Source organism: Paraburkholderia sp. CNPSo 3281, from assembly GCF_024206515.1.
GTDB lineage: Bacteria > Pseudomonadota > Gammaproteobacteria > Burkholderiales > Burkholderiaceae > Paraburkholderia > Paraburkholderia nodosa.
On the sequence record NZ_JAMBPS010000024.1, the window covers coordinates 48,635 to 63,534 of the forward strand.

9 protein-coding genes are annotated in these 14,900 nt (G+C 68.0%); 4 read left to right on the forward strand and 5 right to left on the reverse strand.

All coding sequences use genetic code 11. The annotated features are described in order from the left end of the window. Window positions 1–39 precede the first annotated feature (39 nt). Window positions 40–1,980, forward strand: a complete 1,941-nt coding sequence (locus M3I56_RS22470) for a SurA N-terminal domain-containing protein (protein ID WP_254355870.1) — start codon at window positions 40–42, stop codon at window positions 1,978–1,980. Window positions 1,981–2,074: 94 nt separating this feature from the next. Here M3I56_RS22470 and M3I56_RS22475 read toward each other — a convergent pair whose 3' ends face one another. Together M3I56_RS22475 and M3I56_RS22480 are read right to left on the reverse strand one after the other, a co-directional pair. Then, on the reverse strand, window positions 2,075–2,422 hold the full coding sequence (locus tag M3I56_RS22475; RefSeq protein ID WP_254355871.1) for a hypothetical protein: 348 nt from the start codon (window positions 2,420–2,422) through the stop codon (window positions 2,075–2,077). A 205-nt stretch (window positions 2,423–2,627) separates the two neighbouring features. Further along, a complete protein-coding gene (locus M3I56_RS22480) occupies window positions 2,628–3,263 on the reverse strand; it encodes an arylesterase (RefSeq protein ID WP_254355919.1) in 636 nt (211 codons plus the stop codon). Between the two features lie 144 nt (window positions 3,264–3,407). Here M3I56_RS22480 and M3I56_RS22485 point away from each other — a divergent pair, with 144 nt between their 5' ends. After that, a complete protein-coding gene (locus M3I56_RS22485) occupies window positions 3,408–4,148 on the forward strand; it encodes an ABC transporter ATP-binding protein (RefSeq protein WP_302056953.1) in 741 nt (246 codons plus the stop codon). Between the two features lie 54 nt (window positions 4,149–4,202). Here M3I56_RS22485 and pgi read toward each other — a convergent pair whose 3' ends face one another. The 3 genes from pgi to M3I56_RS22500 all read right to left on the reverse strand — a co-directional run bounded on the left by pgi (window position 4,203) and on the right by M3I56_RS22500 (window position 9,085). Then, entirely contained in the window at window positions 4,203–5,822 is a 1,620-nt protein-coding gene (pgi, locus tag M3I56_RS22490) for a glucose-6-phosphate isomerase (protein ID WP_254355873.1), read from the reverse strand. A 254-nt stretch (window positions 5,823–6,076) separates the two neighbouring features. Then, window positions 6,077–7,669 carry an NAD(P)H-hydrate dehydratase gene (locus tag M3I56_RS22495; RefSeq protein WP_254355874.1) on the reverse strand — a complete coding sequence of 531 codons (1,593 nt, stop codon included), beginning with the start codon at window positions 7,667–7,669 and terminating at the stop codon, window positions 6,077–6,079. A gap of 120 nt (window positions 7,670–7,789) precedes the next feature. Continuing rightward, window positions 7,790–9,085: an FAD-dependent oxidoreductase gene (locus tag M3I56_RS22500; protein WP_254355875.1), complete on the reverse strand. Its 1,296-nt coding sequence runs from the start codon at window positions 9,083–9,085 to the stop codon at window positions 7,790–7,792. A gap of 342 nt (window positions 9,086–9,427) precedes the next feature. Between M3I56_RS22500 and purL the strand changes: the two genes are divergently transcribed. Both purL and M3I56_RS22510 read left to right on the forward strand, forming a co-directional pair. Beyond that, on the forward strand, window positions 9,428–13,507 hold the full coding sequence (purL, locus tag M3I56_RS22505) for a phosphoribosylformylglycinamidine synthase (protein WP_254355876.1): 4,080 nt from the start codon (window positions 9,428–9,430) through the stop codon (window positions 13,505–13,507). Between the two features lie 219 nt (window positions 13,508–13,726). Then, the gene (locus M3I56_RS22510; protein WP_254355877.1) at window positions 13,727–14,842 is read left to right on the forward strand and encodes a Fic family protein; all 1,116 of its coding nucleotides are present in this window, start codon (window positions 13,727–13,729) and stop codon (window positions 14,840–14,842) included. The last annotated feature ends 58 nt before the right edge of the window (window positions 14,843–14,900 follow it).

The window sequence follows — 14,900 nt, forward strand, 5'->3', positions numbered from 1 at the left end:
GGCGTTCCATTTTCTGGCGCCCTCAACGTCTGGTCACGCATGCTCGACTTTTTCCGCAATCACAAACGCCTGATGATGTTCATGCTGCTCCTGGTCGTCCTGCCAGGGCTGGGCTTCGTCGGTATTCAAGGTTTCCGCGGCTTCTTCGATGAAAGCGCGAATGTCGCGAGCGTCAACGGGCACAAGATCACGCGTGTCGAATACGACAACGCCGCGCGCCAGCAGCTCGACCAGGCCCGCCAGGTCCTCGGCGCGCAATTCGACGCGAACATGTTCGACACGCCCCAGCACCGTAAGGACATCCTCGACGGTCTGATCCAGCAGCGCGTGCTGGTGGACGAAACGCAGCGCCTGCACCTCACCGCCTCGGACGACGCCGTGCGCCGCGCGCTGCTCGCCGACCCGGTGATCTCGTCGCTCAAGAATCCTGACGGCTCGATCAATCTCGACCAGTACAAGCAACTGCTCGCCATGCAGGGCATGACGCCGGAGCAGTACGACGAACGCGTGCGCTATAGCCTCGCCATGCAGCAACTGCCGGCGTCGATCATCAGCAGCGCGTTCACGCCGAAGGCGCTCGCGCAGCAGCTCACGGGCCTCTCTGAGCAGCAGCGCGACGTGCAGGGCCTTGCGTTCCACGCGAGCGACTATGCGCCCAAGGTCCAGCCGACCGATGCGCAACTGCAGGCGTACTACGACGCGAACAAAAACGCTTTCGCCACGCCGGCCACGGCGCAGATCCAGTATCTCGTGCTCTCGGCGGCGACGGTTGCCGCCGGCGTGCAGCCGAGCGACGCCGATCTCAAGAAGTACTACGACGACAACATCGCGCACTATCGCACGCAGGAAGAAGTGCGCGCGAGCCACATCCTGATCACGGTGCCGAAGGACGCGAGCGCCGACGTGCGCAACGCAGCGAAGCAGAAGGCCGAATCGATCCTCGCCGAAGTGAAGGCGCATCCGGATCAGTTCGCGCAGATCGCGCAGAAGGAATCGCAGGATCCGGGTTCAGCCTCGAAGGGCGGCGACCTCGGCTACTTCGGCCCCGGCATGATCGCGGGCGGCCAGGCGTTCGACGCCGCGGTCTTCAAGCTCAAGAAGGACGAGATCAGCGACGTGATCCAGTCGGACTTCGGCTATCACATCGTCAAGGTCACGGACCTGAAGCCGGCGGTCACGAAGCCGTTCGACGACGTGAAGGCGCAGATCACGAACGACGTGAAGGCGCAGCAAGCCGCGAAATTGCTCGCCGACGCGAGCGATGGCTTCACGTCGGTGGTCTACGAGCAGGCGAAGAGCCTGCAGCCGGCCGCGGACAAGTACAAGCTGACGATCCAGACGGCCACGGTCACGCCGAAGCCGAATGCAGCGCTGCCGCCGGATAGCCCGCTAAACAACCAGAAGTTCCTCGACGCCGTATTCGCGAGCGACTCGGTGAACCAGCACAACAACACCCAGGCGATCGACGTCGGCAACAACACGCTGATCTCGGCTCACGTGACGAACTACCAGCCGGCCGCCGTGCCCGCGTTCGCCGCGGTCAAGGATGCGGTGCGCCAGAAGGTGGTCGCGCAGCAGGCTGCCGACATGGCGCACAAGGACGGCGAGGCCAGGCTCGCGGAACTGCAGAAGTCGAAGTCGACCGATGGTTTCTCGTCGGCGCTCAAGGTGTCGCGCAACGACGCTCAAGGGTTGCCGCCCAGCGCGCTGTCCGCCGTCTTCAAGGCCGATTCGCAGAAGCTGCCCGCTTACGTGGGCGTGGACCTCGGCAACGACGGCTATGCGATCTACCGCGTGAACAGCGTGACCAACGGTCCGGCCGCAGAAGGCCCGCGTCTGGGCGCCGCGCAGCAGCAACTGGCCCAGGTGGACGGCCAGTCGCAGGTGCAGGCGTACCTCGACGCGTTGCGCGAGCGCGCGAAGGTGAAGCTCTACGGTTTGCTCAGTTCGGCCAGCCAGTCGGGCGACGGCGCCCAGTAAGCCCAACCCGCATCAGCCCGCCGGCGTCGAGAGCCGGCACAAAAAAAAGCCCCGCGAAACGTCGCGGGGCTTTTGCGTTTTGGCAAGCGCGAAATCAGAGGCAGGCGCTGATGTCGCTGGTGGCGTCTCCACCGGCGCCGCCACTGGAGCGGAAGCCGACCCACGTCTTCGCGCTGGCGCTCCATGCGGGGCGCACCGTCGCTGCTGCGCCGTTAGGCGGCTGCTGGCCAGGGACGTAGACGTCGACAGCCTGGCCGTTGGCGAGCACGGACTGCGAGACGACTTGCTGCTGCGACTTGTCGGCCCATTTTTGCGCGATGCATTGCGCAACCGTCGCAGGGGGTTGTTGGCTCGTGCCGACGGACTGCGCTCCGCTCGGCATTGGCTGATTGGCGCAGGCAGCCAGTGCTGCCGTAACGACAATGAGAGGTAAATATTTCACGCTTCTTCCTCCAGTCAGGGTCGGTCGGATTCAGGCAGCGAAGCCTCTCGGACCCGCATGTCTGACGCAAAAGGTGGCCAATGGCGAGATGCGGTTGCCCGCTGCCACGCTGCCTGAGAGGCTCGAGCGGCTTGAACGCGCCAACGGCTGCGCGCTGGGAAAGGGCGCCCGGTGAGGGTGCCCAGACGTTTGCCCAGCTGCCGCCTCAGCGCCGCACGCCGCTGCCGAGCAGCGGCTTGAGCGTTGGCCACACGTTGTCGAGCAGCAAAGGCTGTGCCTGCTGGGTAGGATGGATCTGATCGGCCTGGAAGAGTTCAGGCTTGTCGGCGAGGCCGGCGAGCAGAAAGGGCACGAGCGGCACGTTCAGTTCTTTCGCAAGGCGCTCGTAGATGGCGTGGAAGTCACGCGTATAGTCGACCCCGTAGTTGGGCGGCACGTACATGCCGATGAGCACGGGTTTCGCGCCGCTTTCGCGGATCTGCGCGACGATGGCGCGCAGATTGCTGTCCGTCGTCGTGAGCGGCACGCCGCGCAGTGCGTCGTTTGCGCCCAGTTCGACGATCACGATCGCGGGCTTGATGCGCTGCATGACGAGCGGCAGGCGCGTGAGTCCGCCGCTGGTCGTGTCCCCGCTAATGCTCGCATTCGCAACGTTATAATCGATCCGCTCACTGGCGAGCCGCTGGCGCAGCAGGGCCACCCAGCCGGTATCGCGCGGCAGGCCGTATTCGGCGGAAAGGCTGTCGCCGAGCACGACGACGTTCGGTTTTGCCGTGGCAGCGGGGTTCGTCGCCGCGTTGACCGTGGAGACGGGCGAGGCCGCGAGCGCGGTGCCGGTCATGCCACATAAGGCGCCGAGCCACGCAGCGGCGGTCAGGGTCGCGATAGCGGCAAACGCGCTGAAGCGGGACGAAGCGCGGGAAAGGGCGGCGCGCCGCGCGGCGCGTTTCTGGTTCACGGCTAACCTGTGCGTCATCATGTGCGAATGAATAGCGATCCAGTCATCGAAGTACGGGGTTTGAGCAAGCGGGTCACCGACGCCACCGGCGAGCTGACGATCCTCGACGGCATCGACCTCACCGTGCAGGCGGGCGGGAGCGTGGCGATCGTCGGCGCGTCCGGTTCCGGCAAGTCGACGCTGCTCGGCCTGCTGGCCGGCCTCGACAGCGCGAGCGCGGGTTCGGTGCGCCTGCTAGGCCATGAGCTTACCGGCATGGCCGAAGATCAGCGCGCGGCGCTGCGCAACGGCTCGGTGGGCTTTGTGTTCCAGTCGTTCCAGCTGATGCCGCATCTCACCGCTTTGGAGAACGTCGCGCTGCCGCTCGAACTGCAGGGCGGCATGTCGACGCGCGATGCTTTCTCCCGCGCGCGCACGCTGCTCGAGCGCGTGGGTCTTGCCGAGCGCACGGGCCACTACCCGAAGCTGCTCTCGGGCGGCGAGCAGCAACGCGTGGCGCTCGCCCGCGCGTTCGTGACGAGCCCCGCCGTGCTGTTCGCCGACGAGCCCACCGGCAGCCTCGACGCCGCCACGGGCCACGCCGTCATCGACCTGATGTTCGAACTCAATCGCGCCAACGGCGCGACGCTCGTGCTCGTCACCCACGACGTCGATCTCGCGCAGCGCTGCGACGCCATCATCACGATCGAAGCGGGCCACCGCATGCCCAACGCGCCGCATGGCGCGGCAGCCTCGCGCAGCGCGAGCAATGTCGAAGCCGGGCGTTAGCGCCTGACCATCGAACGGCGTGCGCAGCGCATGCGCACGCCGCCTCTGCCCGAGTCAGCGTTTGAGCGCCGCGCGGGCGCGCGCGATCAGTGCGGCTGTGGACGAATCGTGCCGCTTCACATCGGCGCTTGCCGCGTTCAAGTCGGCTTCGACCACCTTGCCGAGGATCTTGCCGAGTTCCACGCCCCACTGGTCGAACGGGTTGATATCCCACACGGAAGCCTGCACGAGCACCTTGTGCTCATAGAGCGCGATGATCGCGCCGAGCGAGCGCGCGGTGAGCGCGTCGACGAGCAGCGTGGTGGTCGGCCGGTTGCCGGGGAACATGATGTGCGGCACGAGTTCGGGCTTGTCCGGGCCCGCGATCTTGCGCGCTTCTTCCTCGGTGCGGCCAAGCATCAGCGCCTCGCTCTGCGCAAAGCAGTTCGCGAGCAGCTTCGGATGATGGTCGGCCAGCGGATGCTCGGGCGTGAGCACGGCGATGAAGTCGATCGGCACGATCGTCGTGCCCTGGTGCAGCATCTGGAAGAACGCGTGCTGCCCGTTCGTGCCGGGCTCGCCCCAGGTGATCGCCGAGGTCGCGTAATCGACGAACTTGCCGTCGAGGCGCGCCGACTTGCCGTTGCTCTCCATTTCGAGTTGCTGGAGATACGAAGGCAGGAAGTGCAACGCTTCGGAGTAGGGCGCAACGAGATAGCTCTGCGAGCCGAAGAAGTTGCGATACCAGACACCGATCATGCCGAGCAGCACGGGCAGGTTCTTCTCCAGCGGCGCTTCGCGGAAGTGCTTGTCCATGTCGTGCGCGCCGGCGAGCAGTTCGTCGAACTGCTGCGGCCCGATGGCGATCATGATCGAGAGGCCCACGGCCGACCACAACGAATAGCGGCCGCCGACCCAGTCCCACATCTCGAACACGTTTTCCCTGGCGATGCCGAACTTTACGACTTCGGCCGGATTGGCCGAGACGCCTACGAAGTGCTTCGCGAGTTCGCCTTCCGGGCAGCCGTGTTTCACGAACCAGTCGCGCATCGACAGCGCGTTGGTCATGGTTTCGAGCGTCGTGAACGTCTTCGAGACGATGATCGCCAGCGTCTCTTCCGGATCGATGTTTTCGATCGTGCGCCACAGGTCCGCGCCGTCGACGTTCGAGACGAAGTGCGAGGTGATCTCGGGTAGTTCGAGATGCTTGAGCGCGTGCACGACCATTTTCGGCCCGAGATCCGAGCCGCCGATGCCGATATTCACGACATGGCGGATGCGCTTGCCCGTGTAGCCGGTCCACGCGCCGCTGCGCACGGCGTCGGCGAACTTCGCCATCTTCGCGCGCTCGGCCGCGATCTGGGCGTGGAACGGCGCGTCGGCTTCGGTGGCGCGCAAGGCGGTGTGCAGCGCCGCGCGGCCTTCAGTCGGGTTGACGACTTCGCCCTTGAACATCGCATCGCGGCGCGCTTCCACGCCGGCCTCGCGAGCGAGCTGCACGAGCAGCTTGAGCGTGGCGTCGGTGATGCGGTTCTTCGAGAAGTCGGCGCCGAGACCGGCGCCTGCGAACGTGAAGCGTTCGGCGCGCGTCGGCGCCGGGTCGTTGGCGGGGGCGAACCAGTCGCGCAGCTTTTCGTCGCGGATCTGTTCGTAATGCGTCTGTAGCGCGGACCAGGCGGGGAGCGGATTCGTCATGTTCGTCTAGCGAGGGATCACGAATGGAGGGCGGCAGGTGCGGTTCGCCGGTCAGGCCGAACGCGCGCTTCGCGCGCCGCGGGCAAGCACGGGCCGCCTCCGGTGGAAGACGGCGTGCGGAGGATCAGTATAGCGGCCTCGCGCGACACTGCGCAGCGTTGTGATCCCTGCGGCCGTGCCCGGCGCGGGCGGTGGGGCAAACGTGGTTGCGAAGCAAGCCGCGTGCCGCGCGAGCGGACGTGCGAGATGCGGCCTCAGGTTGCATAAGACGGCGCGTAAAAGAGCCGGTTCATCAGCTTGCGCACCGCAGGCGCGAGTTCGCCCGCCGTGAGACCCGCGGGACCGTCGCCTTGAGCGCACAGTGTGTCGGCGGCGAGGCCGTGCAGGTAGACGCCCGCGAGCGCCGCCTCGTAGGGCGGCACGCGCTGGGCCAGCAGCGCGCCGATCATGCCGCCGAGCACGTCGCCGGTGCCGCCCGTGGCGAGGCCTGCGTTGCCGGTGGGGTTGACGGCGACGCGGCCGTCGGGCGCGGCGATCACGGTGCCGCTGCCCTTGAGCACGGCAACCGCCGCGTAGCGGTCGGCAAGTGCTCGCGCTGCGGCGAGGCGGTCGCGCTGTACCTGGGCGGTGTCGCAGCCGAGCAGGCGCGCCGCTTCGAGCGGATGCGGCGTGAGCACGCAAGGCGCCCCGCGCGCGGCGGCCGACTGCGCGACGTGCACGGCGAGCGCCTCGTCGCGCGCGACGAGATTGAGCGCGTCGGCATCGAGGAGCACGGGGGCGTGCAGGCGCAGGATGGCGTCCACGAGCTGGCGCGCCGACGCGCTGCCGCCCATGCCGCAGCCCGCCGCGACGGCGTCCATCGCGCCAAGCGGTAGCCTGGCCGCCGCGTGCAGCATGAGTTCGGGGTGCGGGGCGTCGTAGGGCGGCGCGTCGCTGCCGAGAAAGCCCACGTGAACCTTGCCCGCGCCGGTGAGCAGCGCCGCGCGCGCCGCGAGAATCGGCGCGCCGCACATACCCGTGTCGCCGCCCACGACGGCGAGCGTGCCGAACGTGCCCTTGTGGGTGGCGAAGTCGCGTGCGGGCAGCGCGGCGGCGAAGAGCGCGGGCGCGTTCAGGCGCACGGCGCCCGGCGTGCCTTCGGTGTCGATGCCGATCGGCGCGACCGCGACGGCGCCTGCGTAGTCGCGCCCGACGCCCGTGTACAGGCCAGGTTTGGCGGCGATGAAGGTCACGGTATGGGTCGCGCGCACCGCCGGGCCGCTGCCGACCACGTTGCCGGTGTCGCTGTCGAGGCCGCTCGGCACGTCGAGCGCGAGCACATGGCCATGGCTGCGCGCGCGTGCCGAGAGCATCTCGGTGAGTTCGGCGAACACGCCTTCGAGCCCGCGCGCGAGGCCGATGCCGAACATCCCGTCGACGAGCCAGCCGTAAGCGTCGAACGATGCGGGCGCCGACGCGGCGATGGGCACGCCCGCCGCGCGCGCCTCGGCGAGCGCCCAGCGCGCGTCGTCGGGCTTGACCTCGACGGGCATGCAAACTTCCACGGCGACGCCCGCGCGATGCAGTTCGGTGGCGACGACGAGGGCGTCACCACCGTTGTTGCCGGGCCCGGCGGCGAACCAGACGGGCTTGTCGCTAGCCGACGAGGGCGCATGCGCGAGCTGCTCGTTCAGGAAGTGCGCGGCGGCGGCACCTGCGCGCGCCATGAGCGCGTGAGCAGGCAGAGCCGACTGCGCTGCGACTTCGGCATTGCGCAACTGTTCGACGGTAAGCAGCGGGACCGCACGATCGTGCGGGTAGATAAGCACCGGTTGCCCGGTGCCAGAGGAGTGTGGAGCGTGCGTCATGACGATGCGGTCCAGAGAGGCGACATCGCAACGATACCCGAGCAAGCGCTCAGACGGCACGCCCCAGGTGCGCGGTGGACGGGCACGGCGGCGCGGCAACGCCGCACACGCGAGCGCCGCTCAATCGCGGCCCGGCTGGAGCGCCTTGATGGTATCGGCCGGCAGCTCAGGCGCGGTGTTCGAGATCTGCTGGGCGATGAGACGCGCCGAGCCGAGGGAAAGCGCCCAGCCTGCCGGCCCGTGGCCTGCGTTGACGTAGAGGCGCGGGTGGCTCACGCTGCCGACCGCCGGCAGGCCGTCGGCGGAGAGCAGCTTCATGCCCTCCCACGCGAGCGCGGCCGAAATGCGCGCGGCGCCCGGCGCCCAGTCGCGCGACGCCTCGCCGAGCAGCGCGAGAGCGTCTTCGGTGAGCGCCTCGGGCAGCGCGTCGTCGACTTCCTGCGCGCGCAGCAGCACGGCGGCGCCCGATATGCGCAGCCGGTGATTCATGCGCGCGATGGCGATGCGCTTGCCGGCATCGACGATCGTGGTCTGCGGCACGCATTCCTCGTGCGCCACCGGCGAATTGAGCGTGTGCATGCGCAGCGGATAGAACGGCATCTTGAGGCCGAGCGGCGTGAGAAGCCGCGGCGTTTGCGCGCCCGCGGCGACCACGACGGCGTCGCCCGAGATCACCTCGACGTCGCGCGAGCGGCCCGCTTCGTGCGCAGGCGGCGCGAGTTCCACGGCCGCGCGCCGGTCTTCCAGGCGGATCGCGCTGACCTCGCGGCTCATCTCGAACTGCACGCCGCCCTGGGCGTCGAGCACCTGCTTGAGCAGCTTCACGAAGAGCGGGCAGTTGGCTACCCGGCCGGTCTCGAAGCGCACGCCGCCCGCAAACGGCGGATCGGCGGGGATGGCATGGTCGAACGCCACGCATTCCGCGGGCGAAAGCGCGTGGTGCGGCGTCTCGAAGCGGCGCAGCAGCTCGAGGGCCGGTTGCGTGAGCGACCATTCGTCGTTGCCGCGCACGAGGTAGAGCAGGCCGTCGCGCTGCTCGTAATCGAGCTGGAAGCGCGCGTCGATGTCGGCGAGCGCCGCTTGCGCCGACTCGATGAGCGGGCGCAGCAGCGCATAGCGCTCGGCGAACGCCTCGGAGCCGTGCAGCGTGGCAAGGCGCTTGACGAAACCGTGCGCCTGGCCACGCCAGCCTGTCTTGCTGATCACGCCGCCGGACGACTGACGACCATTGCGCAGGAAGGTGGGGCCGAACCAGACGTCGAGCGGCGTGGGCAGCGCAATGCCGCTATGCCCGTAGGTCGCGCCTTGCGCGACAGTGGCGTGGCGTTCGATCACGCAGACGCGATGCCCGGCCGCGCGCAGCTGCCAGGCGGTAGCGATGCCGGCGATTCCGCCGCCGATGACGATGACATCCATGACGATACGATCTGCAGGCAGGTGGCGCTCGCTCGGATGAGGGCGTCCTGCCGAAGGTGGGGCGTGCAGCGCGCCGAAGCCATGCCCGGGTGCGCCGATCAGACGAAACGCGCAATCAGAGCAGCGAAAGCGTCCGCATCGCCATGCGCGAGGCCGGCTTGCCACACGCGTTGCGCATGGCCGCCGGGGCGGTCAGGACAAGCCTTCCGGGTTATAATCGCGGTCTCCCTTCGCCTGACCGTCGCCATCCCCCGCGCGACGCATCGCCACCTTGCGACGTGTTTCGCGCGAGGCGAAGCCGCGACGCAACTCTGACGCAACCTCGACGCAACGCCCCAGTCCATGGCCCACTTCTCGTGTTTCCCCGGCGCTTCGGCCCTTTCCGACTTCCGTCAGACCCGCCTGCTCGAGACGCTTCAGCGTATCGACGCGAACATCGTCGGCGTGTACGGCCAGTATCTGCATTTCGTCAATGCGGCCACGCAGCTTTCCGCTGACGACGGCGCGAAGATCGAAGCGCTGATGCACTACGGCGCGCCGTTCGCGGCACCGCAGGAGCGCGGCAGCGCGCTCACGTTCCTCGTCGTGCCGCGCTTCGGCACGGTGTCGCCGTGGGCGAGCAAAGCCACGGACATCGCGCACCATTGCGGCCTCGAGCAGGTGCGCCGCATCGAGCGCGGCGTCGAATACACCGTGGTGCTGAAGTCGGGCCTGCTCGGCGGCAAAAAGACGCTTTCGGATGAGGCGCACGCCGCTGTCGCCGCGGCGCTGCACGACCGCATGACGGAAAGCGTGGCGCCGTCGCGCGACGCGGCGCTGCATCTGTTCGACGAACTGCCGGCCCGCCCGATGCAGACGGTCGACGTGCTCGGCCACGGCCGTGCGGCGCTGGAGGCGGCCAACGGCGAACTGGGCCTCGCGCTCGCCGACGATGAAATCGACTACCTCGTCGAAAACTTCAAGAAGCTCGAGCGCAACCCGACCGACGTCGAGCTGATGATGTTCGCGCAGGCCAACAGCGAGCACTGCCGCCACAAGATCTTCAACGCGAGCTGGACGATCGACGGCCAGGATCAGGATATGTCGCTCTTCGCGATGATCCGCAACACCGAGAAGATCAGCCCGCAGGGTACGATCGTTGCGTACTCGGACAACTCGTCGATCATGGAAGGCGCGGTCGCGGAGCGCTGGTTCCCGCGCAGGGACGACGGCACGCCCGGCGAGCCGGGTGAACGTTATGGCCGCCACACCGAACTCACGCACACGCTGATGAAGGTGGAGACGCACAACCACCCCACGGCGATCTCGCCGTTCGCGGGCGCGGCAACGGGCTCGGGCGGCGAAATCCGCGACGAAGGCGCGACGGGCCGCGGCGCGCGTCCGAAGGCCGGCCTCACGGGCTTCACGGTTTCGAACCTCGACCTGCCCGACGCGCGCGAAGCATGGGAAGACGCCCGCGACGCGGCCTTGCCGCTCGCGCTGCGCAACCCCGCCGACACGCAGGGCGCCTACGGCCGCCCGGACCGTATCGCGTCGCCGCTGCAGATCATGATCGACGGCCCGCTCGGTGGCGCCGCGTTCAACAACGAATTCGGCCGGCCGAACCTCGGCGGCTATTTCCGTACCTACGAGCAGAACGTGGCGGGCACCGTGCGCGGCTATCACAAGCCGATCATGATCGCGGGCGGCCTCGGCAACATCAGCGCGCAGCACACGCACAAGCACGACCTGCCGGCCGGCACGCTGCTGATCCAGATCGGCGGTCCGGGCATGCGCATCGGCATGGGCGGCGGCGCGGCCAGCTCGATGGCCACCGGCACCAACACCGCCGAACTCGACTTCGACTCGGTCCAGCGCGGCAACCCGGAAATCGAGCGTCGCGCGCAGGAAGTCATCAACTCGTGCTGGCAACTGGGCGAGCGCAACCCGATCCTGAGCATTCACGACGTGGGCGCAGGCGGCCTTTCCAACGCCTTCCCGGAACTCGTCGACGGCGCGGACAAGGGCGCGCGCTTCGAACTGCGCAAGGTGCAGCTCGAAGAGTCGGGTCTTTCGCCGCGCGAAATCTGGTCGAACGAATCGCAGGAACGCTACGTTCTCGCGATCGCACCCGCCGATCTGGCGGAGTTCCAGGCGATCTGCGAGCGTGAGCGCTGCCCGTTCGCCGTCGTGGGCGTCGCGACCGACGCGCGCGACCTGAAGCTCATCGACGCCGACGAGCACGCGCTCGCGGCCAACGGCGGCCACCAGCCCGTCGACATGCCGATGGACATCCTGCTCGGCAAGCCGCCGCGCATGCACCGCAATGTCGAGCATGCGAGCATGCCGCTCGCGCCGGTCGAAGTCACGGGCGTCTCGCTCGACGAAGTCGCGAAGAGCGTGCTGCGCCACCCGAGCGTGGGCAGCAAGTCGTTCCTCATCACCATCGGCGACCGCTCGGTGGGTGGCACGACGGTGCGCGACCAGATGGTCGGCCCATGGCAGGTGCCGGTGGCCGACTGCGCGATCACCGCGCTCGACTACGCCGGCTACAAGGGCGAAGCGATGACGATGGGCGAGCGCACGCCGCTCGCCGTGATCGATGCGCCCGCATCGGGCCGCATGGCCGTGGGCGAGGCGATCACCAACATCGCCAGCGCTCCGATCCTCTCGCTCGACAAGCTCAAGCTCTCCGCGAACTGGATGGCCGCGTGCGGCGCACCGGGCGAGGACGCCGCGCTGTACGACACCGTGAAGGCGATCGGCATGGAGTTGTGCCCTGCGCTGGGCATCGGCATTCCGGTAGGCAAGGATTCGCTCTCCATGCGCACGAAGTGGAATGAGGAAGGCGTGGCAAAGGAAGTGGTCGCGCCGGTCTCGCTCATCATCTCGGCGTTCGCGCCGGTCGACGATGTGCGCCGCCATCTCACGCCGCAACTGCGCCGCGTCGACGAAGTGGGCGAATCGGTGCTGATCGCGATCGATCTGGGCCGCGGCAAGAACCGCATGGGCGGCAGCATTTTCGCGCAGGTCACGCAGCAGGTCGGCGACGCGGTGCCCGACGTGGATAGCGCCGAAGACCTCAAGCAGTTCTTCACGGCCATCCAGCAACTGAACGCGAACGAGCAACTGCTCGCGTACCACGACCGCTCGGACGGCGGCCTGTGGGCGACGGTCTGCGAAATGGCCTTCGCGGGCCGCACGGGAGTCTCGCTGAACGTGGACATGCTCGCGCTCGACAGCGAGCACGAGTCCGACTACGGCGACGCCAAGGACTGGGCGAAGCAAACGAGCGGCCGCCGCGAAGACCGCACGCTGCGCGCGCTCTTCTCCGAAGAACTCGGCGCCGTGATCCAGGTGCCCGCACAGCAGCGCGACGTCGTGATGGGCGTGCTGCGTCAGCATGGCCTCTCGGTCTGCTCGCACGTGATCGGCACGCTGAATCCGCGCGACTCGATCGAAATCTACCGCGACGCCAAGCGCATCTACGAAGCGCCGCGTGCGGAACTGCAACGCGTGTGGAGCGAAGTGAGCTGGCGCATTGCGCGTCTGCGCGACAACCCCGCGTGCGCCGATTCCGAATACGACGCGCTGCTCGACGCCGCCGATCCGGGCATGCAACCGCATCTCACCTTCGATCCGGCCGAGGACATCGCCGCCCCGTTCATCGGCAAGGGCGCGCGTCCGCGCGTGGCGATCCTGCGCGAACAGGGCGTGAACTCGCACCTCGAAACCGCGTACGCGTTCGATCGCGCCGGCTTCGACGCGCACGACGTCCACATGAGCGACCTGCTCGAAGGCCGCGCCACGCTCGCCGACTTCGCGGGCGCGGTGGCCTGCGGCGGCTTCTCGTACGGCGACGTGCTGGGCGCGGGCGAAGGCTGGGCCAAGACGATCCGCTTCAACGCGAAGCTTGCGGACATGTTCGCCGCGTTCTTCGCGCGCGAGGACACGTTTGCGCTCGGCATCTGCAACGGCTGCCAGATGATGTCGAGCCTCGCCTCGATGATCCCGGGCGCCGAAGCCTGGCCGAAGTTCACGCGCAACAAGTCGGAGCAGTTCGAAGCGCGCTTCTCGCTGGTGGAAGTGCAGGGCTCGCCGTCGATCTTCTTCAACGGCATGGAAGGCTCGCGCATTCCGGTGGCGGTCGCGCACGGCGAAGGCTTCGCGGACTTCTCGCAGCAGGGCGACATCTCGAAGGTCGCGGTGGCGATGCGCTACGTCGACCATCGCGCCCAGGCGACCGAAGCCTACCCGTTCAATCCGAACGGCTCGCCGCAAGGCATCACCTCGGTCACGACGCCCGACGGCCGCTTCACGGTGCTGATGCCGCACACCGAGCGCGTGCAGCGCACGGTGACGATGAGCTGGCACCCCGAAGCCTGGGGCGAGGCAAGCCCGTGGATGCGTGCGTTCCAGAACGCGCGCAAGTGGGTGAGCTAACGCGCCCGGCGAAGCACGCGGACGTTTGACGCCAGGGCACGCCAAAGGCGACTTGCCTTGGCGGAAAACCCCGGTCATCCCTCGATTGCGAGTGCGGGCCGGGGTTTTTGTCTTTTGGGCGCCGATCGACGCGGCCTTGCGGCAAATAGCGGTGTTAATCACCGCATTTTTTGCGGTGATTAACTTGTACATGCGGCGAATACGTCTCATAATCGCCGCATGAATAGCGGCGAATACACCTACATCTGGCAAGCCGGCGACTGGCCTCAGTGGCGCTTCGATCTGACGGCGCTGGCCGAGCCCATGGCCGAGGTCAGCCGCGCCCAGGGCTTGCTGGTGGGCAGGCTGGCCGATGTCGGCCTGGCGCTGCGCGATCAGGCGAGCCTCGCGGCCCTGACGGAGGACGTGCTCAAGACCAGCGAGATCGAGGGCGAGCAACTCGACGTCGCCTCCGTGCGTTCGTCGATCGCGCGGCGCATGGGCGTGGACATCGGGGCGCTCGCGCCGGTGGACCGCCACGTGGAAGGCGTGGTGGAGATGGTGCTCGACGCGACCACCAATAGCCGCGCGCCGGTCACGCGCGAGCGCCTGTTCGGCTGGCACGCCGCACTGTTTCCTACGGGCTACGCGGGCCTGTCGCGGATCAACGTCGGTGCATGGCGCGACGATGCGAGCGGACCCATGCAGGTGATCTCGGGGCCGATCGGCCGTCAACGCGTGCATTTCGAGGCGCCGCCCGCGAACCGGCTGGAAGCCGAAACGCGGGGCTTTCTCGACTGGCTCAACGGCCCGGCGCAAGAGCCGCCGCTGATCAAGGCCGCTCTCGGCCACTTGTGGTTCGTCACGCTGCACCCGTTCGACGACGGCAACGGCCGCGTGGCAAGGGCCATCGGCGACTTGCTGCTCGCGCGCGCGGACGGCAGTGCGCAGCGCTTTTACAGCCTCTCCGCGCAGATTCAGCGGGAGCGCAAAGGCTATTACGACATTCTCGAGCGCACGCAGCGCGGCTCGACGGATGTCACGCTATGGCTCGCGTGGTTCTTCGACGCGCTGCATCGCGCCGTCGATCAGGCGCAAATCACGCTGGACGCCGTGCTCGCCAAGGCGCGCTTCTGGCGCGAGTGGGCCACGACGCCGTTCAACGAGCGCCAGGTCAAGCTCCTGAACCGCTTGCTCGACGGCTTCGACGGCAAGCTCACGAGCGGCAAATGGGCGGCCATCGCCAAATGCTCGTCCGATACGGCGTTACGCGACATCAACGACCTGGTGACGCGCGGCGTACTGCGCAAGGCGCAGGGGGGCGGGCGCAGCACGAGCTACGAGCTCAACGCGTAGCCGCAAACAAAAACCCCGCGCCTTCGAAGGTCGCGGGGTTTTTAGAGCAGCGAAAGCG

Bases quoted from the DNA above. Each gene is read 5' to 3' on its own strand.
- M3I56_RS22470 (WP_254355870.1), top strand. From the start codon at position 40: ATGCTCGACTTTTTCCGCAATCACAAACGCCTGATGATGTTCATGCTG.
- M3I56_RS22480 (WP_254355919.1), bottom strand. From the start codon at position 3,263: ATGACCGGCACCGCGCTCGCGGCCTCGCCCGTCTCCACGGTCAACGCG.
- M3I56_RS22485 (WP_302056953.1), top strand. From the start codon at position 3,408: ATGAATAGCGATCCAGTCATCGAAGTACGGGGTTTGAGCAAGCGGGTC.
- pgi (WP_254355873.1), bottom strand. From the start codon at position 5,822: ATGACGAATCCGCTCCCCGCCTGGTCCGCGCTACAGACGCATTACGAA.
- M3I56_RS22495 (WP_254355874.1), bottom strand. From the start codon at position 7,669: ATGACGCACGCTCCACACTCCTCTGGCACCGGGCAACCGGTGCTTATC.
- M3I56_RS22500 (WP_254355875.1), bottom strand. From the start codon at position 9,085: ATGGATGTCATCGTCATCGGCGGCGGAATCGCCGGCATCGCTACCGCC.
- purL (WP_254355876.1), top strand. From the start codon at position 9,428: ATGGCCCACTTCTCGTGTTTCCCCGGCGCTTCGGCCCTTTCCGACTTC.
- M3I56_RS22510 (WP_254355877.1), top strand. From the start codon at position 13,727: ATGAATAGCGGCGAATACACCTACATCTGGCAAGCCGGCGACTGGCCT.